General features: G+C 33.1%; 20 protein-coding genes and 1 pseudogene. 10 read left to right on the top strand and 11 right to left on the bottom strand.

The window, feature by feature from the left end:
• Positions 1–57 precede the first annotated feature (57 nt).
• The 4 genes from EL260_RS01520 to hflX are packed head-to-tail and all read right to left on the bottom strand — an operon-like array spanning position 58 to position 3,963.
• Complete coding sequence (locus tag EL260_RS01520; protein WP_123858536.1) at positions 58–780, bottom strand: DNA alkylation repair protein; 723 nt, start codon at positions 778–780, stop codon at positions 58–60.
• Positions 781–800: 20 nt separating this feature from the next.
• Positions 801–2,087 carry a cation:proton antiporter gene (locus EL260_RS01515; protein ID WP_123858535.1) on the bottom strand — a complete coding sequence of 429 codons (1,287 nt, stop codon included), beginning with the start codon at positions 2,085–2,087 and terminating at the stop codon, positions 801–803.
• A 23-nt stretch (positions 2,088–2,110) separates the two neighbouring features.
• Positions 2,111–2,740: a DUF4919 domain-containing protein gene (locus EL260_RS01510; protein ID WP_123858534.1), complete on the bottom strand. Its 630-nt coding sequence runs from the start codon at positions 2,738–2,740 to the stop codon at positions 2,111–2,113.
• The gene (gene hflX, locus EL260_RS01505) at positions 2,740–3,963 is read right to left on the bottom strand and encodes a GTPase HflX (RefSeq protein ID WP_123858533.1); all 1,224 of its coding nucleotides are present in this window, start codon (positions 3,961–3,963) and stop codon (positions 2,740–2,742) included. The genes EL260_RS01510 and hflX overlap by 1 nt, the downstream gene beginning before the upstream one ends.
• Positions 3,964–4,158: 195 nt before the next feature.
• Here hflX and EL260_RS01500 point away from each other — a divergent pair, with 195 nt between their 5' ends.
• Positions 4,159–4,866 carry a LytR/AlgR family response regulator transcription factor gene (locus EL260_RS01500; protein WP_228445267.1) on the top strand — a complete coding sequence of 236 codons (708 nt, stop codon included), beginning with the start codon at positions 4,159–4,161 and terminating at the stop codon, positions 4,864–4,866.
• A 612-nt stretch (positions 4,867–5,478) separates the two neighbouring features.
• Here the strand turns inward: EL260_RS01500 and EL260_RS01495 are convergent.
• A complete protein-coding gene (locus EL260_RS01495; protein ID WP_228445265.1) occupies positions 5,479–5,913 on the bottom strand; it encodes an META domain-containing protein in 435 nt (144 codons plus the stop codon).
• An 86-nt stretch (positions 5,914–5,999) separates the two neighbouring features.
• Between EL260_RS01495 and EL260_RS01490 the strand changes: the two genes are divergently transcribed.
• The gene (locus tag EL260_RS01490; RefSeq protein ID WP_123858532.1) at positions 6,000–8,207 is read left to right on the top strand and encodes a S46 family peptidase; all 2,208 of its coding nucleotides are present in this window, start codon (positions 6,000–6,002) and stop codon (positions 8,205–8,207) included.
• 76 nt (positions 8,208–8,283) lie between these two features.
• The gene (locus tag EL260_RS01485; protein ID WP_123858531.1) at positions 8,284–8,760 is read left to right on the top strand and encodes a YdeI/OmpD-associated family protein; all 477 of its coding nucleotides are present in this window, start codon (positions 8,284–8,286) and stop codon (positions 8,758–8,760) included.
• 17 nt (positions 8,761–8,777) lie between these two features.
• On the opposite strand, the gene EL260_RS01480 is transcribed toward EL260_RS01485, so the two are convergent.
• Positions 8,778–9,059 (bottom strand): hypothetical protein, encoded by a 282-nt coding sequence (locus tag EL260_RS01480; protein ID WP_123858530.1) that lies wholly within the window; start codon positions 9,057–9,059, stop codon positions 8,778–8,780.
• A 202-nt stretch (positions 9,060–9,261) separates the two neighbouring features.
• Between EL260_RS01480 and EL260_RS01475 the strand changes: the two genes are divergently transcribed.
• Positions 9,262–10,485, top strand: coding sequence for a spondin domain-containing protein (locus EL260_RS01475; protein ID WP_123858529.1), 1,224 nt, complete (start codon positions 9,262–9,264; stop codon positions 10,483–10,485).
• Positions 10,486–10,579: 94 nt separating this feature from the next.
• On the opposite strand, the pseudogene EL260_RS01470 reads toward EL260_RS01475, so the two are convergent.
• Positions 10,580–11,260 (bottom strand): annotated as a pseudogene (locus EL260_RS01470) (YifB family Mg chelatase-like AAA ATPase); the annotation flags it as partial.
• A 112-nt stretch (positions 11,261–11,372) separates the two neighbouring features.
• Here EL260_RS01470 and EL260_RS01465 point away from each other — a divergent pair.
• From EL260_RS01465 to EL260_RS01440, 6 genes are all read left to right on the top strand, one after another.
• Positions 11,373–12,077 (top strand): TnsA endonuclease N-terminal domain-containing protein, encoded by a 705-nt coding sequence (locus EL260_RS01465; protein WP_123858527.1) that lies wholly within the window; start codon positions 11,373–11,375, stop codon positions 12,075–12,077.
• Positions 12,074–13,990 carry a helix-turn-helix domain-containing protein gene (locus EL260_RS01460; protein ID WP_123858526.1) on the top strand — a complete coding sequence of 639 codons (1,917 nt, stop codon included), beginning with the start codon at positions 12,074–12,076 and terminating at the stop codon, positions 13,988–13,990. The genes EL260_RS01465 and EL260_RS01460 overlap by 4 nt, the downstream gene beginning before the upstream one ends.
• Entirely contained in the window at positions 13,968–14,867 is a 900-nt protein-coding gene (locus EL260_RS01455) for a TniB family NTP-binding protein (RefSeq protein WP_123858525.1), read from the top strand. Before EL260_RS01460 ends, EL260_RS01455 begins: the two co-directional genes overlap by 23 nt.
• The gene (locus EL260_RS01450; protein ID WP_123858524.1) at positions 14,867–15,865 is read left to right on the top strand and encodes a TniQ family protein; all 999 of its coding nucleotides are present in this window, start codon (positions 14,867–14,869) and stop codon (positions 15,863–15,865) included. Before EL260_RS01455 ends, EL260_RS01450 begins: the two co-directional genes overlap by 1 nt.
• Positions 15,866–16,201: 336 nt before the next feature.
• Positions 16,202–16,681 carry a hypothetical protein gene (locus EL260_RS01445; protein WP_123858523.1) on the top strand — a complete coding sequence of 160 codons (480 nt, stop codon included), beginning with the start codon at positions 16,202–16,204 and terminating at the stop codon, positions 16,679–16,681.
• A gap of 24 nt (positions 16,682–16,705) precedes the next feature.
• Positions 16,706–18,367, top strand: coding sequence for a hypothetical protein (locus tag EL260_RS01440; protein ID WP_123858522.1), 1,662 nt, complete (start codon positions 16,706–16,708; stop codon positions 18,365–18,367).
• A gap of 134 nt (positions 18,368–18,501) precedes the next feature.
• Here the strand turns inward: EL260_RS01440 and EL260_RS01435 are convergent, their stop codons facing one another.
• The 4 genes from EL260_RS01435 to EL260_RS01420 all read right to left on the bottom strand — a co-directional run bounded on the left by EL260_RS01435 (position 18,502) and on the right by EL260_RS01420 (position 23,856).
• Positions 18,502–18,888, bottom strand: coding sequence for a hypothetical protein (locus tag EL260_RS01435; RefSeq protein ID WP_123858521.1), 387 nt, complete (start codon positions 18,886–18,888; stop codon positions 18,502–18,504).
• Between the two features lie 28 nt (positions 18,889–18,916).
• The gene (locus EL260_RS01430) at positions 18,917–20,914 is read right to left on the bottom strand and encodes a DUF262 domain-containing protein (RefSeq protein ID WP_123858520.1); all 1,998 of its coding nucleotides are present in this window, start codon (positions 20,912–20,914) and stop codon (positions 18,917–18,919) included.
• 3 nt (positions 20,915–20,917) lie between these two features.
• Positions 20,918–22,591, bottom strand: a complete 1,674-nt coding sequence (locus tag EL260_RS01425; protein WP_123858519.1) for a DUF262 domain-containing protein — start codon at positions 22,589–22,591, stop codon at positions 20,918–20,920.
• A 107-nt stretch (positions 22,592–22,698) separates the two neighbouring features.
• On the bottom strand, positions 22,699–23,856 hold the full coding sequence (locus EL260_RS01420; protein ID WP_123858518.1) for an ion channel: 1,158 nt from the start codon (positions 23,854–23,856) through the stop codon (positions 22,699–22,701).
• Between the last annotated feature and the right edge of the window lie 241 nt (positions 23,857–24,097).

Genomic DNA, 24,097 nt, shown 5'->3' with positions numbered 1-24,097 from the left:
ATAGCTGTTTTCCGGTACTTTTTCAGACCGGAAACTCTACTACTTTTGGTTTTATTTTTAAATACGTCCTTTCAAATAATCCTGGCGAAGATCCTCATCCAGTTTTTCAATAGCATAGCGTAGGCAGGTTCTTGGCATTTCTTTATAGAACTCATTCAGATAGCCAATGAGTTCCTGTTCATTTTTATTCCCCATTTCCCTCAACAGCCAGCCATTAGCCTTATGCATCAGATCATGGGAATGTTTTAGGTTTCTTGTTACAAACTCTTTAGTGAGGTCAAAAGATCCTTTTTTGATGTAATGCATAGTTCCTACAACCGCAATTCTCTTATACCACATCTCATCCGCCTTAGAAAGATCTCTCAACAGGATTTCTTTCTCATTTTCATAAGCATATCTGCCAAGAATCTTATAACAGCTGGAATCTACCAAATCCCAATTATTAACATACTGAAGATGTTTAAGATAAAACTCCACGATTTCATCTTTTACGACTATGTCTTTTGCTTTTTCAAACTTTGAAATCAGCATAAAAAGAGCTGTTAACCGGTGTTCATGATATGCTGAAGAAAGTACTTCACTCAATTCTTTCAAACTGATTTTTGAGTAATATTCTTTAGCAACAGTTCTCTGATCAGGAACTTTTACCCCTAAAAACAGATCTCCCTCACCGTATTCTCCCTTTCCTGTTTTGAAAAATCTTGGAAAGAATTCAGCTTTTTCAGGAATGGATAAAACTGCAAGAGCCACCTGTATTTCTTTAACAATACCCGTATGCATGGATCATCTAATTTTAAAAACTAAGCATTTTTCTCTAAAACATTATTTTCCTGCTCCTCTTCTTCTTTTACAATCTGTTTAGGATTGGCTACCTTCGCTATGGTGAGCCCCTGAACAATAATAGAAAATACCACTACACAATACGTAATACTTAAGATTGTCTCACTGTATTCACTTTTAGGAATAGACATCGCCAATGCAATGGAAACACCACCACGAATTCCTCCCCAAACTAAAACTTTTACCGTTTGTGGGCTAAAACTCCTTCTTAGAGAAGTAAACTTCGTAGGTCCCCAGATGGAAATAAACCTTGCAAAGAGAACTACAAAAATGGCCAATAAGCCTGGGATCATGAAGTGCTTCAAATCTTTAATCATTAGAAGTTCAAATCCAATGAATAAGAATAATACTGCATTCAGAATTTCATCAATCAATTCCCAGAATTTAATAAGGTAATCCTGAGTAACAGATTTCATTTTAAAGTTCATATTAAAGTTCCCCATAAATAGCCCTGCGGCTACCATCGTTAATGGCCCTGAAATATGCATCTGTCTTGCAATAAGATAACCTCCCATCACCACGGAAAGAGTTACCAGCACGGAAATAATATAATCATCTACTTCACGCATTAACCTGGAAGTAACCCAACCTAACAAAACACCCAATAAAAGTCCCCCACCTGCTTCATGAAGCAGTAGCAGTCCTATACTTTCTACCCCAAGATCTACTTCTTTTCCAACAGCAAGTTGTAATACTACCGTAAAGACCACAACAGCCATACCATCATTGAAAAGAGATTCACCCGCCACCTTTGTTTCCAGCGATTTGGAAACTTTCGCCTGTTTCAGTACACTCAGAACCGCTACCGGATCGGTAGGTGAAATCAATGCTCCAAAAACAAGACAGTAGATAAACGGAAGCTGAATGCCTACATAGGGAAGTAAATAGAACATCCCAAAACCTACCACAAATGTGGAAATTACAACTCCTACAGTGGAAAATATCAGTACAGGCCTGAATTGTTCTTTAAGATCGTTGATATTAATGTGAATTCCTCCCGCAAAAAGAAGGAAATTAAGCATGGCTCCCATCAGAATTTCTGTAAAGTCTATGCTTTCCATTAAATTATTAAGATGTCCGAAAGTTCTTGGAAGTATCGTTTCTCCGAATAATACCAGAAAAATGGAAACCACAATGGCAATCACCATGATCCCGATGGTACTCGGAAGTTTTAAAAATCTGTAATTAAGATAGGCAAATATGGACGCTAATACAATTAATGCTGAAAATGAATAATATAATTCCACTAAGTGTTCTTTTTTAAATTAATTTATAAGTCTAAGTAAAGGACCTTGATGTATATTTTCTGACCACCTTTTTCCCAGATATCAAACATGCCATCCTTCGATGGCTTTGATCCTCTGGAGTAATCATTTCCTATATTCAGAATATTCAGCAGAATGTATTCATCCCCCACAGAATTCACAAGGTAGGCTGTTTTCTCAGACTTTCCGTCTCCGGAGCTCTTGATTCCGTCTGCAAGTGCCCGAAACTGACTCAGGTGATGCATAAAATTATTTCCATCCTTTAGAGAATCATATGCTCTGAGCAAGATTAGCAGAACGTCCAGATTGGTAGGGTCTTTCTCATACAAAGCCTTTCCCTGTTTGATACATTCTTCAAAATTATTTTGCTTAAAAGCTTCTGCCAGACTTTTGAAACCTTCATCTGAAGTATTGATCTTATCATCTCTAAAACTCCTTCCATAGTAAAGATATTGTGCTTCTATACTATCCAGAGATTTCGGATATCCTTTGTACTTAAAAATAAGTTTCTCGTAATTATATGGAGAATCAGAATTTTTAAGGCTCTTTTCAATGGCTTTAAAATCCACTTTCGATTTTTGGCTGAACCCAAAAGCCGAAAACATAATGAATAAAAGGAAAAAATGATATTTCATTAATTGTTGTTTTCTTCCTCTTCGTCATCAAAATATTCGAAAAGGAAATCATTGTATGGGAATCTGGAGATATGAATTTTCATGACTTCATCGTAGATCATTTTTTTCATTTCAGGGAAGTTCTCCTTCGTCAAAGCAGAAATAAAAACAGTTGGATGCTTTGATTTAGCCATCCATGTCTTTTTCCATTCTTCAAGGGAAACATTCTTTCTTGTACTAGGTGTCAGATCATCTTCATCTTTTTTCTCATAGCTAAAGCCATCAATTTTGTTGAATACCATAATCATCGGTTTCTGATGAGCATTGATATCCATTAATATCTGATTAACAGAGTCGATGTGATCTTCAAAACTTTCGTGAGAAATATCAACCACATGAATCAAAAGATCTGCTTCACGAACCTCATCCAACGTAGATTTAAATGATTCTACCAATTGAGTAGGCAATTTTCTGATAAATCCTACAGTATCAGTAAGAAGAAACGGAAGATTTCCGATTACAACTTTTCGTACGGTGGTATCTAGTGTTGCAAACAATTTATTTTCAGCAAAAACCTCAGATTTTGAAATAGAATTCATTAAGGTAGACTTTCCAACATTTGTGTATCCTACCAAAGCTGCACGTACCACTTTTCCGCGATTGTTACGTTGAGTGGCCATTTGCTTATCGATGATTTTCAGTTTATCCTTCAATAAAGTAATCCTGTCACGAATGATACGACGGTCAGTTTCAATTTCTGTTTCCCCAGGACCTCTCATCCCGATACCTCCCTTCTGACGTTCCAAGTGAGTCCACATTCTGGTTAATCGAGGTAAAAGATATTGATATTGAGCCAATTCCACCTGAGTTCTTGCATAAGAAGTTTGTGCTCTTTGTGCAAAAATATCGAGAATAAGATTGGTACGGTCTAAGATTTTAACCTCCATTTCTCTTTCCAGATTTTTCAGCTGTGAAGGAGAGAGCTCATCGTCAAAAATTACCGTCCCTATTTCGTTTTCCTTTACATATTCTTTTATTTCGAGTGCTTTTCCGCTTCCAATAAAGGTTTTGGAATCAGGCTGTGTTAATTTTTGGGTAAAACGCTTTTGTACGGTTGCCCCAGCTGTGAAAGCTAAAAACTCCAGCTCATCCATATATTCCACCAGTTTTTCTTCATCCTGATTTTGAGTAATAATACCCACCAGGACTGCTTTCTCATAATTATGTTCTTTCTTTTCTAACATTAAAGTTCTGTCTATGTTTATGATTTTTACAAGATAATATTTTTCAGAAAAAAAACAAAATCAATTTTTAGTTAATAACATTTTTTAATATAAATTTAAGTTCAGCTATTTATTATTTTATAAAAAAAGAATACCTTTATATTATAATTTTCTAATTTTTAAACGTTTAACTTAAAAATTAATCTCCAGAAGATCATGATGACCCATATTAGATGTATGATTATTGATGATGATGAACTGGATAGGCTGGTTCTTCAGCATTATATTAAACAGTATGAGAATATAGAAATTGTCGCTTCTTTTGATTCGGCTGAAAAGGCAGTTCCTTATCTCGAACTTCCCCTTGACCTTCTGATTACCGAAACCAATTTAAAAGGCATGAGCGGTCTGGAGTTCCGTAAACTTGCCCATAAGATTCCCGCATGTATCTTCGTAAGCTCCCATCCGGAAATGGCTGCATCTGTTTTTGAGCTCAACACGCTGGATTTTATTACTAAGCCTCTTACTGCAGAACGTTTCCATTATTCTATGCAAAGGCTCTTCGAATTTTTCAAGGTAAAAGAGAAATGTGAATGCTATGATGCCATGTTGGGGCATGATTTTATTAAAATTAAAGAGAGTGGGAGCATTTTCCAGATCAGAAAGACGGATATTCTTTACCTGGAAGCACTGAAAGATTACACCCGAATTATCACTCTTGAAAAAAAACATTGCATTCTTGATTCTTTGGGCAATCTTTTACATAAAAGTTTTTTTGATTCCTTTGTCAGAATACACAGAAGCTATGCGGTTCCCAAGCACCTCATCCGGGGAAAGAACTGTCATGAAATAGAACTGATTCACCACATTAAGCTTCCCATCGGCAGAACGTATAAAAATAATCTCTCTTTCTTTGACCCTTAAAAGACCTTTTAAGTTTCAACAATAATTCCCCAAATACCATTGGTCTATTATTTCCGTCGTTCGTCTATTTTTGAATTATTTGGTTACGATACGTAGTAATTTAGTCTTCCCAATTTTCTTATGGAAAAAACTTGAATTTATCTTATTAAAAATTGTTATCCATGAAAAAAATATTTATTTATTACCTCATCTTATTGCCCCCTCTTTTATCCCTGAAAGCACAATCTGAAGTTCTCTCAACAGAAATGGGCACCTCAGTGGGCAATGGATCCGATTCCTATAGCACAGGATAAATGGATGTTTTTTATAAAGAAGCATGAAAACAAACACAAAACCAAACAACAGCACTAAAACAGGTAAAAGAAAAAGAATCCAGGACATTACAAAATAATTCCCAACCGACAGGCAAATCATCATACAATAAATTCTAGGAACACAAAAACAATTACCGGGCTACTCAATACTATAACTTTAGAAGAAATAAAAAAACAATCCCTAAAAACTAATGACTCTCAAAAACTAATAGCCCACAAAAACTGATAACCAAACCAGATTTTTCAAACAAAAGAAGTCCGCTCATGAGCGGACTTTTATATGTAAGCATTGAAATCATTAATCCCAATCAGCTGCTACAAATTTCATCGTATTCCCTTGGCTGTCGGACAAGGTAAGAAAATGTCCTTCAACAGAATACTTTGTCATAGTCTCAAGTTTCTTTTGAAAAGAGCTTTCCAGACTCATATCCTGACAGGCTTTCATCGTACTTACTCCTTGGGAGATCTTCACAGCTCCCCCTTTTTTAAATTCGGAAGTAAAAGACATTTGATTACAACCCATGTATGCACTTCCATACATTTTACCTTTTTCCATCTTTCCGGTCAGGTTCATCTCTGCTTTATGAGCGATCAACTGGTCTTTAGAAAAACCATCGAAAGAAACCAACATCCATTGTCTTTGTAAATAAGGATTTTTATCCGGGACAACGGAACAATTGAACATAAGTCCTAAGAATAAGACAGCCAAAAGGGGAAATAATATCTTTTTCATGCTGATTATCATCCCATTTTCGTACCAATCCGGGGCAGAATCTCATAAAAATTAGTAAATTAGCGACACAAAAATTATTTTATAAAATGAAAAGACTATTTCTACTATTCACTTTCTTGCTGAGTTTTGCTCAGATGAGGGCGGATGAGGGGATGTGGCTTCTTATGCTTGTCAAAAGACTTAACGGTGTTGATATGCAAAAAGAGGGTCTACACCTTACGCCTGAAGAGATTTATTCCGTTAACAATTCCAGCTTAAAAGACGCTATCGTAAGTTTTGGTGGTTTCTGTACTGGAGAGATTGTTTCTGATAAAGGACTTTTATTCACAAACCACCACTGTGGTTATGGAGCTGTAGCTGCGGCTTCTACTCCTGAAAAAGATTATCTGAAGAATGGTTTCTGGGCCATGAAACAGAAGGATGAATTCAATGCAAAGGATCTTTACGTAAGATTTTTAGTAAGAATGGATGATGCTACTCAAAGAATCACATCCAAGCTAAACAACAACATGACCGGAGCAGAGAGAAAAGCTGTAATTGATGCTGAAACCAAAGCAATCCAAACAGAAAACTCTGAAAACGGAAAATATACTGTAGTGGTAAAAGATTTCTTCAACGGAAATGAATTCTACTATTTTGTATACCAGGATTATAAAGATGTAAGATTAGTAGGTGCACCTCCTTCATCATTAGGAAAATTCGGTGGTGATACGGATAACTGGGAGTGGCCAAGGCACACTGCGGACTTTACTGTTTTCAGAGTGTATGCTGATGCTGCAGGAAATCCTGCTGAATATTCTCCTAGCAACGTTCCTATGAAGCCTAAGCATTTCTTGCCGGTTTCTCTTAAAGGAATTAAGCCTGGTGATTTCTCAATGATTCTTGGATATCCTGGTAGAACAAACCGTTATTTGACTTCTTATGGAATTCAGCAGATGGTAGGCAAAGATTACCCGGCTTGGGTTGAAGCTTCCAAAACCGCAATGGATGTAATGAAGAAGTATATGGATAAAGACAAGGCGACTCAGCTTAACTATGCTTCTCAATACGCTTCTGTAGCCAACTATTGGAAAAACAGACAGGGAACCATTGATGCCGTGATGAAAAACGGAACGATCACTGATAAGATAGGTATTGAGGACAAGTTCAAAACATGGGCGGTTCAACCAGGAAATACTATGTATGATGGTATTTTAGATGATATCAGTATCTATTACAAACAAACTTCTGACAGAAGTGTTGAAAGAAATTATGCAGCTCAGTTCACTAGAAATGCTAAATATATTTCTCTTGCTTTACAGGTAGGTTCTGCTTTAAAAGCTTATGCTGCCCAGGATATGCAGGGGAGATTGGCTATGAAAGCTAAAACTGAAGCTGCTATTAAAGCTGCTTATGAAAACTTCAGCACTCCACTAGAAGGAGAAATGCTTGCTGCAATGACCAGCCTTTACCAGGCAAGAGTAAAAAATACTGAAGTAGCTTCTGCTACAATCCTTGGATTAGACGCTAAAACAATTTCTAACCTTGCTTATTCTTCTATTTTTGCAAACAAAACTTCTGCTACAAATTTCTTATTAAATCCTGATGCTTTAAAACTTGATGCTGATCCACTTTGGAAAGTAGCAAACGGTATCGTTGCAGATCAGAAAATGAATAATGAAAGATTTGTTAAAATAGATGATAATTTCGCTAAAAACAGCCGTCTATTCTTAGCTGGGTTAGTAAAAGCTATGCCTGAGAAGAAATTCTATCCGGATGCGAACTCTACGATGAGATTAACTTATGGTACTGTGGATAAACTTCCTATCAGAGAAGACAGAAACTATTTTGGTGTTACAGATAACTACTATACAGACATGTCTGGTCTTGTTGGAAAATACAAGAAAGGTGATGAAGAATTCGATCTTCCTCAAAGAGTAATCGATCTTTATAACCTTAAAGATTTTGGACAGTATGCTGATGCAAAAGGTTATATGCCTGTAAACTTTCTTTCTAACAATGACATTACAGGAGGTAACTCTGGTTCTCCGGTAATTGATGGAGACGGAAATCTTATCGGTATTGCATTTGACGGAAACAGCGAAGCATTAAGCGGTGATATCGTATTCGAGCCTGAATGGCAGAAAACAATCAACGTAGATGTTCGTTTCGTTCTTTGGACGATTGATAAATTTGCTGGGGCAAGAAGATTAGTTGATGAATTAAAGCTTGTGAGAGATGCAAACACTCCGGCTGATACAAAAACTAAAAACTCAGGTACTACAACAATGCCTAAGAAAACAAAGAAAAAATAATCTTATCTGATATATTTTTAAAACCGTGGAAGTAATTTTCACGGTTTTTTTATTTTTGAATATTAAAATACTGATCATGAGTTCTCAACCTATATTATTCAATGCTATCATTAAACAAAACGGAACAATTAATGCTGCTTTTGTAGAGTTTCCTTTTTCAACAGAAGAGCTATTCAATAAAAAAGGTCAGATAAAAATTAAAGCCACATTAGATGAGAAGGTTGAATATCGCGGAAGCCTAGCTAAAATGAAATCTGATTGCCATATATTAGGGCTGACTCAGGAAATCAGAAAACAGCTTGGAAAAACTTTTGGAGATGAAGTTTCCGTTTCTCTTATTGAAGATAAGGAAGAACGAATTGTTGAGATTGCCAATGATATTGCTTTTATATTTAATGAAAATCCGGATGCAAAAGTATTATTTGATAAGATGAGTTATACTCATAAAAAAGAATATATCCGCTGGATTGAGGAAGCTAAGAAACCTGAAACAAGAGAAAACAGAAAGATAAAAATGATTCAGATGATTCTTGAAGGAAAAAAAGGGATATAGACTCCTTTCTTTACCTATTACATTTTCACTTCTGCTTCTAAATATTGTTGCCCACCGCCGTTGGTAACTGTTAGAAATCCATCATAATGAGCAATCTTCACACCAAGATCGTTTATCACCTCTTTAAAATATCCTCTCTTTTGTATATTATCAGGTTGCCATAAAAACTGTGCAGATTTTCCTCTTTGGTTCTTAAAGATCAATGAATTGAGTCTGTTTGCAACGCCAGATGATTTAAGATCTATCACCACACTTTCATAGGCTACAAATTCCTTAGCCATTACCATACAATTATTCATTTTCTGTTATTTTTGATTGTATTTTTTATCCTGAAACAAAAATCTTGATCTGTAGCGACAGAACTCGACGTATTATTTTATAAAATAAAATAATTCCCAAAATCTCCGTTTCTCTTTATTTAAAAAAATATCTGATTTTTTTGTCAGGATTAGAAAAAGTCCCCGACTATCCTTTTAAATACAACTTAAAAAAATCACTATTATGAAAAGGACCTTTTTAAAAATTACGGTGGCTGTAGCAGGAATTATGACAGCATTTACTCTTTCTTCCTGCAATGATTCAGACAATAATATGATGGATTTATCTTCTCAAAGAACCATCACCTTTGAAAATGTCGTTACCCCAAAAGATTTTGTAGAAAGTGGGAGCTTTCAGGGAACCGGAGCCGTTCCTGTCATTTTACCCGGACAATCCGTATCCGTCAAGTTCAGTGCCGGGAAAGCACAGGCATTGATGTTCGCAACAATGTATGGCGCTTCAAAAGATTGGTTCTTTGCTTCTCAACAGCCAGGCATCAAATTATTTGACACCAGCGGAAAAGCCATCACCGGAGATGTTTCTTCCAGCGTATTGCTGTGGGACAACGGAACGAAGGATAATATGACCGGACAAGTGGAAAGCAAACCTATTGCCCAGGTCCCTAATGTGAATGCCTCACAGCTGATGAAACTTAATCTTAACTACAATGAAATCACGTCGGAATTCACATTAACGATCACCAACACTTCTGGTGGAACAGCCAATGAAACACCTTTTTCACCTGGAGTTTGGGCTGTTTCCAATTACAATGGCTCTCAATTGTTAAACAACGCACCGTTCTTTACTCCAAATGCTTTATCTAATCCCGAAATTACGGACATAGCCCAGATGGGAAGTATTGATAAGATGACAGCAAAGCTTAGCGCCAATACTGGGATTATAACAGGCCTTTCCCCTGCTTTGGTTGTGATTTATCGCGGAGATAAAAATCCAATCTATGAATTGGGAAAAATGGATAACGGAATGGGGTTAAAGGAGATTGCCCAATTTGGAAATGTAAGTAAACTCCAAAGCAGCTTACAATCTTTACCAGGAATTAAAGGAATCTATGTTGCTGGAAATGCTCCTGTTCCACCAGGAAATAAAATTATGACTAATTTCAAAGCAGATCCGGGGGATAAAATTGCTTACGTTACCATGTTTGGTTTTTCCAATGATTGGTTCTATGCCAATGAAGTAAGTATTGACGCAACAGTAAAGGGTGAGCTGAGCTCCAAAACAGCTTTATTTGATTCCGGTACTGGAGTAGATCAATACCCTGGAGCTGGAAACCGCCAGGCGTTATTTGGAGGAATCCCACAAAGTGAATCCATGGTTATTTCAAAGGTTGGAAACCAATATCCTATTCCTGCTGTACAAAATGTAATTAAGGTCACGGTGAATTAAATTCATATGATGAAATAAAAAATACCAGACAGAAAACTGTCTGGTATTTTTTATGTTAGGAGGTTAAATTACAAAGACAACATTCTAATCGTCACTAAGCATTCCAAAATTCCCTGTCTAAACTCCTGTACTGTATGGCTTCAGAAATATGATGGGAGAGAATTTTTTCGGATGCTTCAAGATCAGCAATGGTACGGGCAACTTTAAGGATCCTGTCATATGCTCTGGCGGAAAGGTTCAGTTTTTCCATAGCCAACTTAATAAGTTTGAAAGACGCTTCATCCAATTCGCAGAATGCTTCAATCTCCTTTGGTCCAATCTGGGCATTGCTACTGATATTAAGCTCTTTATATCGTTCATTCTGAATTTTTCTTGCTATTAGAACCCGCTCCCGAATATCTTTGCTACTTTCTCCTTTTCTCTTTTCTGAAAGTTGCTCAAATTCTACTTTCTGAACTTCAATATGAATATCAATCCTGTCTAAAAGCGGTCCGGAAAGCTTATTCATATACCGTTGCATTTCATATACAGATGAGGTATTATTGGGATCATCCGGAAAAAAGCCACTTGGACTAGGATTCATTGAAGCTACCAGCATAAAGCTTGCAGGATAATTGACGGTAAACCTAGCCCTTGAAATGGTCACTTCCCGATCTTCTAAAGGTTGTCTCATTACTTCCAACACCGTTCGTTTAAATTCTGGCATTTCATCCAGAAACAGAACTCCATTATGAGCTAATGAAATTTCTCCTGGCTGAGGATAACTTCCTCCCCCTGTATATTTGCAAAGTAAATGCAAAATACAATGGATAAATCACCCATATTCGCACTTACTTTGTATACTTTTTCGCAAAGTACATGCGACCAATTTTAAATTCTTATCTTAGATGGTACCAATCATACAAAATAAGGTGAGAAAAATTGGCTTAAAACATAGCTCACTATCTGGAAGCTTTTTCAGTGCTAAAACCAATAAAGAAGTCCAGTTTGAATCCTCTCTGGAAAGGGATTTTATATTTCTACTAGAGATGGACTGGATTATTGAATCCTATCACGAGCAGCCAGTTACTATTTATTACTCAGATTCTGAAAGAAAACAACGATCTTACACTCCTGACTTTTTATTTTACTGGCACTACCGGTTTACCTCAATGGGAGCAAAACCATTACTTGTTGAAATAAAATACAAAGAAGACCTAGAAAAGAATTCAGCTATTTATCAACCCAAATTCAAAGCAGCAGAGGAATTTTGTGAAAAGAATGGTTATGAATTTAAAGTTCTTACTGAAGAGGACATAAGAACTGAATATCTTGAAAACTGTAAATTCTTGTACAGATATAAGAAGAATACTTTTGATCATCAACATCCGGATATACAACTCATCCTAAAAACCATGTGTGATTTGCAATGTACAACACCAAGAGAGCTTATCCAGGTATGTGCAAGAGATAAATATAAACAGATGGAACTCATATATTACATGTGGTATATGGTTTCAATAAATATCATCAGGTGTATTTGGGACCACCCCTTAACAATGCATTCTGCAATTTGGCTTGATGAGCTATATGAAAATTCTTATCCAAAATGAAACAGGAAATTTTTTATCTGAATGTCGGTCAGCAAATAACTTATAATGATATTCCGTGTACTATCATTAGAAATATTGATATTAAGCGTGTAAGTATTGAGGAAATAGAAAGCGGTATAATACATACGGTTAATATTGGTGATATCTCTCACGCTGACCCTCAACAGGAATCTAATAATAGAGATATGCTTGATTTTACAGATAAAGAATGGGGAAAAGCACAGGAAAGATTTCAGATTATCCGACCAGTTCTTGAGAATCGAGGAGACTTAAAAATTGTTGAAAGAGCAGCAAAAGAAGCTAAAGTTGATAAAGCAACGATTTATAGGTGGATTAGCCGTTATGAACAAACTGGAAGCATAGGTTCAATACTTGGTAAAAAGAAAAATGGTGGCCGTGGGAAATCAAGACTATCTCCAGAGCAAGAAGAAATAATACAGAAATGTATTACCGAAATATACTTAACTTCATTTCGAAAGTCGATAAATTATTTGATTAGAGCAATTTCTTTTGAATGTAATAAGCTGGGTATACCGACGCCACATTCTACAACAATACGAAGACGAATAAACGAAATTTCCGAAGAGGAAAAGGTCAAACAACGATATGGCAAAAAGGTCTCCGATGCCGCTTTCAAGCCAATTAGAGGAAGTTTTCCGCATTCAAATCATCCTTTAAGTGTGGTACAGATCGATCACACAATTGGTGATGTGATTTTAGTAGATGAAGTATTCCGGCAACCTTTTAACAGGCCATATCTAACTGTGGCAATAGATGTTTACAGCAGAATGATTTTAGGAATTAATATTTCATTTGATCCACCTGGAGCGATGGGGACAGGTCTTTGTATCTCAAATGCAATACTTCCAAAAGAAACATATCTTCAAAAATTAGGAATTGATGGATCGTGGGGATGTTGGGGGGTAATGGAAACTATTCATGTTGATAATGCAAAAGAGTTTAGAGGAATTATGTTAAAAAAAGCTTGCGAAAATTATGGTATTAATCTTGAATTCCGCCCTGTAGCAACTCCACATTATGGAGGACATATTGAAAGATTTCTTGGTTCATTTTCAAAAGCAGTCCATGATCTTCCAGGCACAACATTTTCAAACACGAAAGAACGTTCAACTTATAAATCTGAAAAACACGCCTCGTTAACATTGGCGGAATTTGAAAAATGGATGGTTACCTATATAGTCAATGTATATCATAAAACTGTGCATTCTGGCATTGGAATGACTCCTGAAGAAAAATATATTGAAGGAATATTTGGCAATAATGAAACTAAAGGTATTGGCCTTCCCCCACGTTTCAATGATGAAAGGAGAATAAAGCTAAGCTTCATGCCGTATCTAGAACGAAAAATCCAGGCAACAGGGGTCGTAATCGATCATATTCATTATTATGATGAAGTATTAAGAAAATACATTAATACTCCTAATGACAGTAAAAATTTAAAGAAGTATTCATTTAGAAGAAATCCTAAAGACATAAGCGTCATCTATTTTTTTGATCCGGATCTGAATGAATATTTTGACATCCCTTATAGAGATACTCGGTATCCCCCTATGTCAGTATGGGAATACAGAGCTGCAGTAAAAAAATGGAAAGAGGATAATACTGGAATTATTAATGAGGCACATATATTTGAAAGTTATAAAAAACTGGAAGAAATTGAGTTAAAAGCTATTAAAGCAACAAAAAAACTTTCCAAGAATTCCAGAAGGATGATAACAAAAGAATTCAATGGTAAAGAAAACTTTTTGGAAAATATTACAAAAGTCAATAATGAACTGAAGTTATCCGAGGTTAACAAAACTCAAACTTCTGATACTAGAGAGATTAACTTTGAAAACGAATTCACACTAAAACCATTTGACAACTTAGATGATGAAGCATTTGACAACTAAAACCAAGGAGCTTGTTTTAAATGGAAGCTTAGAAGAAAAAATCTTTTACTTAAGAAAACAGAAATGGATTCCCTATCCTAATGCTGATAAAATACTAGCAAAATTGGACGACCTTAAAAACTATCCTACCGTAGATAGAATGCCTAATTTATTGATTGTTGGAGAAACAAACAATGGAAAAACTGCATTGATTAATAAGTTTTATAAGAAAAACAATCCATATATCCGAGAAGGAGAATATGATGTTGTTATCGCTCCAGTGCTTGTTGTACAGGCACCGCCAGAACCCGATGAGAAGAGCTTTTATAATAAGATTCTACAAATTCTCAATGCACCAATAATAAAAAGTGAAAGTCCGGATATAAAACAAAGAAGGATCATTTCCTTGTTTAAGAAACTAGAAGTAAAACTAATTATCATTGATGAAATACACCATGTCCTTGCAGGAAGTCCTCTTAAACAACGAATATTTTTGAATGTTCTAAAGTATTTAAGTAATGAATTAAAAATTCCAATCATATGTGTTGGGATTCGTGATGCATTTAATGTCATTCAGTCGGATGCACAACTCGCCAATAGGTTTGAAACAGTAATCTTGGAAAGATGGAAAATGAATGAGGTATACTTACAGTTCCTAGTAAATTATGAAGCTCTTCTTCCTCTTGAAAACCCTTCATATCTTGCTGAAAACTCAATGGCATCAAAAATTTTAGCAATGTCAGATGGCTTGATAGGAGAAATAAACACCATCTTAATAAAAGCAACCGAACTTGCCCTTAATAGTAGGCTAAATAAAATTGATCATAAAATTTTGGATAACATTGAATACGTTTCTCCAGAAGACAGAAAGAAAATTTTAAGGAGAGCAAATTTATAATGCCTTATATTCAATCATTAGGAAAAAACATATGGGCAAAATATATCCCACCATATCAGGATGAGCTCTTCACAAGTTGGTTTTTTAGAATTTCACAAGCTCATGAAGTAAAAAGCCATTCGTTTGGAAAATATTATTTCAAAGATCAACAATTCTGGAACCGGGATGTGGATAATATGCCCACAGATTACTTAAAAAAAGTAATATTTGATAATACCCCCCTAGAATATTCCACCATTGACCGTCTATTTTTAAACAACTATCAAAATTGGTTATTTGAAAATCATAATCCAAACGGTTTTACCTCTGGAATACTTCCATTAGGCATTACCCACAGAAAGCGTAAGCACAATGGACTTTTATATTGCCCAATATGCCTAAAACAAGCCTATTACAAAAAACAATGGAGGTTATTAATTTCGTATGTCTGTTGTGATTGCGAAGTTCTTTTACGAGATTGCTGTCCCAAATGTTATAATCCCATAACTTTTCACCGCTTAGAACAGGGTAATAAAAATATAATCAAGATTCAATCACTACTATTATATTTATGTTCCCATTGTAACTATGATTTAACTCAAGATATTGAAAAAGCAAACAAAAATCAAGTTTCTAATCAATTAGAAATTTATCAAATTCTAAACCAAGGATATTCAGAAAATATCCAATATAGTTTCTCTTATTTTTATCTACTTCAAAGTATGATGACACTTTTATCACGAAAACATCCAGTTTGGGGAAGATTGAGAGAAGCCTGCGAACTTGAGTTTGGCGCTCTTCCTCAAATAAATCAGAATTTTACAATGTGGCCGATTGAAAGCCGAATGCCAATTTTTGAAATAGCCTGTAAAATAATTAATGATTATTCTTTTCTAAAATATCTAATTGTCAGATATAATCTTAGATTAAGTGAATTCAGTAAAGATCATATCCTACCATACTCTTTTGAAAACATTTTTAAAAGCCATTATAAACCCTTAAACCAAACCTTATTTTAAATCGAAACTAAAATAACATTTCAATATTTAAATAAATATATATTGATTGTACTTTTTATATTGATATTACAACAAAACCAAACATTCAACCGCACACATCACAAATTTACACACGTAAAAATACAAATATATTAATACAACAAAAAAAAATATTATATTTGCGTTGACTAGTTTAAAAAAGGAAGAAGTCTATTAGAAAAAAGAAATAAAAAAATCCGTTAGTACCTACGAAATACAATAACGGACTTATAAGTTACATAAATAATGGTAAAGGAAAAAATCTTTTATCCCGTCCCCTTATTTCTTGTAGCAAATATAAAAATTTATTAATTAATAATGAAATATATTATGCTAAAATTGAGTGAAAAATTGAAAAAAAATTTCGGGCTGTTTAATATGAAAAATCTTTCTGGATTAAGTTTTACAAACCGAACAAACAAAAATAGCTTACAAACTAATAATCAAACTACTACAAGCTATAAGTATAAGTTAGACTCCACATCTATTTCAACGGAAAAAATGATACTTAACCTAGTAGAATTTAAGAATAAATTCCTCTCTGAAAATGAAGTTTTCCATTATCTTTCTACCACAATAAAAGAAGAAAATTTTAGTCAGAAAAAGATAAATTCTTGCTTGGAAAAACTTGAAAAAGAAAAAAGAATTTATGAATATCGAATTCCGAAAACGCATAAATCAATTTGGGGTCAGGCATGTTGGTTGGATCATAATATGATTCCTAAAAAAGCATATATTAATAATCCGAAATACAGAGATGCAATCCAGGAATATAAACGTCAATGTAATTTAGCCTAATCATTCACAATAATATTAATAGTTATGGATTTCCAATTCAGCTTCCCTCCCATTACAGACGGGTTCTACAAAATCACCAACTTCCCTTATTGGTTCAAAAATGCCAATGACGAAATATACACGAAAGTAGAATTTGCCCATATTATATATGAGCGTGAGAATAATTTTATGGTGGAAAAAATCCAATCCTATTATTATGATGATTTTAATATTGAGGCATTAATGTTTTTAAAAATTGGTGACAAATTTGACGGCAAACTCAATGGCAATTCAAAAAGAATAAAGAAGAAAAGAAATTATCAACTGAGAGTTTTGGTGGATAGTTATGAAAAGATGGATTTCCTAAAAGTAGAAAACGATCAAAACCCAATCTTTTCAGTAGGCTCCCTAGGGACAAGATATTTCCAGATAGAAAAGGAATACGAAGAGGACTTTCCTATAACGATAATTATTCCTTCTGTTGTTATTGCCCAAGCTTTTTTTCTGGTAAATTCATTGATCATTCAAAATTTATTTAGGGCAGATTTTGAGGAATTAACAGAAATTGTTACATGGGAAACCAAAAAAGAAGATGATCTTATTATTGGAGAAATATCGTTGAAAAAACATGGGACTGAGAATATAAAATCAATGGCAAAATCATTGGCATTTTTTTTATTTTCAAAGGAGAATTACCTATGGAACAATCTGCTCAAAATGCAAAGTAACTTATATCATAAAGTATTAAATAACTCTGCAAAGAACATTTATAATTTTTTAATTCCTATACGTGAAAAATTGTATCTGACCATAAATGGCAGCTATATTAATACCCCGGACAAGACATTTTTTTTGGCGAGTGAAATTATTAAGGTGAAACCAGAAAAGAACTTTGATAACATGTATGATACTGACTTTATAAGGTTTATCGATTATTACAACTTATCTTCTACCGAGTCTGGTAATTCTGGTGATTCCTCAGGAAAAAGGTCAAAAGCCACCAATAAAAATAAGAAATCAACCATTACAAAAGATGGAGTTAATCCTAAATTAGCGGAAAATTTCATTGAATCTGGAATTGATATTTTAAGTGACATCGTGAAGCTTTGTATTTATTCTAAAGCTAGTAAATCCAATTCCGGAGGGAAACCAATTTTCCCACCTTCAACTCCTTATGGATCTTTTGATTCCAAACAGCCAGATCCAGGTTCAAAGTCTGGAGAAGTTAGTGGAGGAAAGAAAACTCCTAACAGGGACAAAAAAAGCGAAATTTTTCATATTATCCATGCTATAGCAGATAAATTAAAACATCATTTCATTGTCAATGAACACATCACAAAAAATAATCAAATTGTAATTTTCAAAGTCTATTATAAAGATAAATATGCTTTCTTAATGGATGATGACTTCCATAAACATATTCAACTTATATACACTGCTGATTTAAGTGATGTTGCCGCACCACAAATCAATGAACTTTTAAATTTAGCAAAGGATAATGGTTACAACTGGAAAAAAGTGAGAACAAGTGAAAAATCTACAGGTTTTTTATTTGCTCAACCTACAAATTACAATCGTGACGGAACACGTACTGTAAAAACAATCAAAAACGATGATGGTACCCAAGATCACGAAACAATATCAGACTTGTGCTATTATAATATTCTTAAAAAAATACAGCAGATATTTCAGATCATAATTCAATAATATTGATATTTAAAGAGGTCGATACTAAAAAATTTTAGTATTGACCTTTTTAAATAATGCTACGATATTTATAACTGATTTCAATCTTTTATATTTTTATCATAATCCTTAGAAATTAAAAATATTTTAAATGATTAATCTTCAAAACATAAATATTTTGCAAATGGCTTAGCCAAATTTTGATCAGGTACCCAAGGAAAATTTTGATCAAAACTCTTACCTTCATACGATTTAAGATGTTCTGCTATATCCTCTCCAAATAAATAATATGCTTTTTGAGCAAATGGGGCTATATCATCCCACTCCAAACACATTCTAGTTGCTCCCTTCTGCGGATCTCCAGTAGTTTTCCAAAGCTTTTCAAATTCTAAAAGAAATTTATATCTTCTATCAAAAAGTTCATCTCTTCTTTTCCTCTTTGCTAAACGATAATTTTGAATTGCAAGAACACTACCGATAATAGCTATTGTGGGAGTTAAATAGGCAGCAAAAATAGTTGCTAATTGAGTAAAGTCTTCCATAGATATAAAATATTTTCTCTGAAAATTATTATGAAATTATTTCACATCCCAAAATATCCCTTGGGCGCATACTTTTAAGTAAATAGCAACACTCTTCGTCCTCTGGAATTGCTATATAATTTGATTTACAATAATGTTTAAGGAGATAAGGTTCTTTTATAAGTCTAATTTTCCAATTTGACATGGTAACTGGAGGATCAAAATCTTCAATTATTTGTTCAAAACTCCTATCTATCAAGGCTAACACAAGCTTTTTAAAATAAATATTATATTGAGTATCAATATAATACTCTAATTCTCTATACTTATCTATTAAACATCTTTTGTCTGCATTTGCCACGTTCCAAAAAGACCACCAATAATTATAATATTTATATTCATTATTGTCTTCAATAGTCAGCATTGCCGCCCTAAATTTTTCAGGCAGTTCATTCTCATTATTAAAATATACTTTTAGAACATTTTCTATTTTTTTGAGAAGCTCTAAATCAACAAACGAAACAACATCATGATAATCAGCAACATACAAAGGAAAAGCAATCCTACCTCTTAGTAAATTATTCTCCTCAAGATTTATTATAACTTCTTTAAAATTAATATCATTTGATATAAGTCTAGCTTTTAATATTTCTTCCTCAATTTGTTCACGAGCAAATGCAGACTTTATAGTTGGCAATGTGGATAAGTAAGAAATTATATTTTCGCATCCTTCAGATAGTTCACTTATCAAATTTATAACCCCATCAAATGCTTGAGGGCTACGTATAATTGCAGGACGATCTCCATACTTAGTAACGTCACCTCGAGAAATAATATTTCTGACTACTCTCATCCAATCTGTAAAAGAATCTTGATTAAAATCTTTGACTCTTCTCAAATATTCGGTCTGAGCAAAGAATAGAACTTTTTGAGTGTAAGTAGCGCTATTCCTCTGTATGGTAGAGCTCAAATTATCTTCATAAACAATTGCTGTAAAAATTGTATCAATTGGTTTATGCTGCCATAAATTAATATCTAGTTCCAAGCTTAATCCACTCTTATCTATTTCAGAATATAAATCGAAGCATGAGACTAAATACTTAAATCCATTATTTGAAATCAATTCAACTGGAAGTTTATTAGGATTTTCTTGAAGAGCTGAAATGTTAAAAATTCTATTATCAGCTCTTTCTATAGATAGTCGTATCATAGCAATTGCTGATGCAAAGCGCATAAATGCTTCATCAATAGAATCTCCTTTTCTATGGCTCCAAAGTAAATCTGTCCAGACCGTATCAATTTTGAGTGCAAATGAATCCATAAGAGAGGTGTTAGCCTCCCAAGATTGGTCATTAATATATTTTTGGAAACTTGCCTTAAAGTTTTCGTAAGGAGACAATAATTTCCCCCGAGCATTCATTTTTATATAAAGATCATCTGTAAGTCCAATGTTTCTTAACTCTACATGATAAAATTGAATTAAACAATCTTTTTCAATTAATTTCGTCCATAAATCACTTACATTTTGAAAACGTTCATGAATATCATCAATCATCCTTAACATCGCATCTATTGTTGGGTCTTTTTCCCAAGAAAGTACAAACCAAGGAGAGTCAATTATTTTATCCCTTAAAGTAGTTTCTACACCACCCAAATGAAAATCATTGTTGACCAAAGCAGTACAAAATTCTCTAGAACTAATTCTTGTTTCGTAAGAAAAGTTTAATAAAGTTTTTTTTACTTCTTCTGAACAGTCATTATTCAATTGACAACTATACCAGTGCAGTAAAAACAATGTTGTCAGCCTTTGTTGACCATCCAATGGTTGAAGAATATCCTTTTCTATGCTTCCATATACAAAGTCCAATTTAATTGGTTTCAGTTCTGATAAACTATTAAAAAGAGCAGTAAGAAAATTATCTCTAATCTCTCGCTCATTTTTACGTCCTTGAGCATAGTCTCTTTGTATTATTGGTACTTCAATTTTTGTTGTAGAAAGCAGTTCCCAAAAACTGCATACCTTACCTTTATGTATTGTTTCTGTCAAAACTTAATTTTTTAAATAGTTATCTAATACATCCTGTAAATCTGCATAATACTTATCTCTGTCTTCCTGTGTCCAAAAAGAAATTTTAGGAGGATAATTGCTAAAATATTTTAGAAAGACATTTTTCGTGCATATAGGTATAAAATTACCTTGTTTATCCTTCTCAATAATTGTATTTCTTTTAAATGGAAAAACTGCATTTTTATAACCTCTATTTGTTTCAGAATCGAGCAAAGCAAGATTAGATATATCATTAATATCTTGATCTTTAAGATGCGAATTGAAATGAGCTACAATAGCAGTAAATAAGTCTTCAAAATCTTCATCGTCAGAAATTTCGTATTTAAGTACTCTTTTATTAAGATCTTTACCATCTTTTGTTGATAGGTCTAAGTATAACTTTGCATCTGATAGCCACTTTTCTTTATCATCTGGTAAAGTATCAGTTACTGACGTTATATGTTCAATATCCCATTTTTTATTTTTATAAACATCAAATGGAAAATATGAATTATCATTTTCATTCCTTAGCATTGTCAAAATATTGTATAATAATAAAACATCTTTAACCTTTTTATCTCCATACTGGAGCTCTTCAAGATTGGTGTTTTTAAATATGTCTTTAATTGATTTATCCAAATACTCCTGGAATTCTGTTTTAGTACTAGAAAGAGAGATATTATATAGTTCTTTAATAGTGACAGGACTTGTATTAACAAGAAAACCAACTTTATGATACCAATCTCTCTTATTATACCATTCGTCAAATCGTTGAAAATGAGTCTTTATTTCAGCCCAATTTACATGTATTGTCTCTTCATTTTTATTTTTAAACTTCTTATTGAAAAATCTGAAAGTTGAATAATTATCATTTACATCCTTCTCATCGTTCATCAAATTAAAAATAAATTCAATTCTATTTGTAGAAGATTTATTTCCATTAAGAAAGTACCAAAACTTATCACGTTGCAATGCTTGCTCAATTTGATCCCATTCTGTAGAAATTTCTAATTGTTTATGTCTAATCTTATCGGAAAATTTCTTATCAAAATTCGAACTATTTAGAAAAAGAGCTTTAATTAACTCTGCGTTTGTCAAAGGTATTTTACCTATATTTATACGTGTAAAAATAGCGATTGGATCATCTTCCAAACTTTCATACCATATTACTTTGGTATCAAAAAATAGTTTAGACTCAAAGTTGTTACGGTTGAAATTTTGTTTGGATTGAATCCAATCATGTATAGTTTTGTAGGCCGTTGATATATGAAAAAAATCAACATTATCAGCTCTTATTTCACCAGGAATTAAACCACTCTGAAGAAAGAGTCCCGAATCAATTCGTGTTTCATATGTAAGTCCAAAAATTTGAAATTTAAATCCCTCAGCATAATATTGATTTAGGTAATGTAGAATTAAAAAAATTGTTGTTAGCCTTTGTTGCCCATCAATAACTTCAAACATATCGTCAGAATTTTTCTTTACAACCACTGGCTGTAAACAATACCAAGTTTTTTCATCAGTATCATCAACCTGTTTTGGTTTAAAATCATCGATATCAGTTAATAGATCTAGCACCTCTTTGGTAGTCCAACGATACCCCCTTTGATAAGAAGGAATAAAAAAATTAAATGACTTAAGGTCATTTATTGTTTTAAGTTCTAAAATGTTCTCCATGAAAAATAATTTGAGATGGTCATTAGCCTTTCAAATGTACATTTTTTAGTTGAATTATCTCTGCAGGATTTACTTATGTTACTAATTTAATATAACCTTTATTCAATTTAAAATTTGGCGTCTATTTTTTTACTCAACAAAAATACAAATAGACCTAAAATTACATAACCCATTAATACTTCAACTGTAACTATCATTCTGGCAATATCCGTTTTGGGAAAGATATCTCCATAACCCAATGTTGTAAAAGTAACTATACTATAATAAAAGCTTCCTAGAAAAGTATGAGTACCATTATTAAAATCATCAGCAATTATTAAATATATCGTAGCAAATATTAAATTTAAAATTAAACTAAAGCAACCTAAAACAGAAAAGGAACGCCAATATTTTGTAGTCAACACTTCAAAAAAAAATCCAATTCGACTAGATAGGGGTAAGCGCTCAGATTTATGAAGCATTTTATACACATATTGAAACCATTTCACATATTCAATAAATTTTATTAATTCTGTACTAGAACCCTGACTAATTGAATTAGCATAAAATGTGGTTTGTTCTCCTTTACTATTGAATTCTAATCTGCTAAAAATATTAAAACAACTCCACCACAGCAGCTTAAAATACGAAATTTCCGTAAACTCCATTCCATTTATGCCTAAAACAGCTTCATCTAACACAATTGCGTGTACATAACTACCACTTACATTAATACCACTTAATGTAGAGCCATTATAAGCTTTAATCATTACAAGTCTTGCTTTTTTAAAACTAGAGTTAAGAAAGCTAGTTTCCACCAATGTAACATCTTGAAAATCGCTATTGTTAAAATTCGCAGAATAAAACATACAATTTATGATACATGCATTATAAATTTGGATATTCTCCAAATTAACGCCAATAAGATCTGCTTTTCCATTTATTTTAGAGGTTGGAAAAATGTTACTAAAATCTTGTAAGGTGTATGATTTCCCCTGATACAAAAATGCAAAATCAGTAAAACTGATTTCACAAAGATGTGTATTCTCTATAAAGACTGAATTAACTTTATTTTTTAAATATTTCCTTATTTCTTCAGTACAAATTTTTCCAATTTCTGATTCCCATCTAACAATTTTTCCAAATAAATCAGATTCTCCAATATTAAATGGAATGTCTTTTTGAATTTCATCCTTATTTTCAAACCAAAAGTCTGATAAATTTTCTGAGGAATTAAATAGTTTATGTTTACAAATTTTCTCCTTGTATAACTCATATTTTAGCATGAAAAATGGTATTAGTTACTTTATGAATATAATAAATAATTACCATTTAGACAAATTGATATCTATTTTACAAATAATTCGCCTTATTTATCTGGTTCATCATATGTATTAAAAATGCTTATTGTTTTATTGCATTTATTGCTTGCTTTTTTTTTGATTTTTATTTCTGTTATTGCAAGCCTAAGAAATTGTTTTAATATAAAATCTAAGTTCTCTTCTTTGATTTTCAAAATAACCTTCA

It is taken from the genome of Chryseobacterium nakagawai (assembly GCF_900637665.1).
In the GTDB taxonomy this organism is placed as follows: Bacteria; Bacteroidota; Bacteroidia; order Flavobacteriales; family Weeksellaceae; genus Chryseobacterium; species Chryseobacterium nakagawai.
The sequence above is the reverse complement of the archived record's forward strand: the minus strand, read 5'-3'. Positions and strand labels throughout refer to the sequence as shown.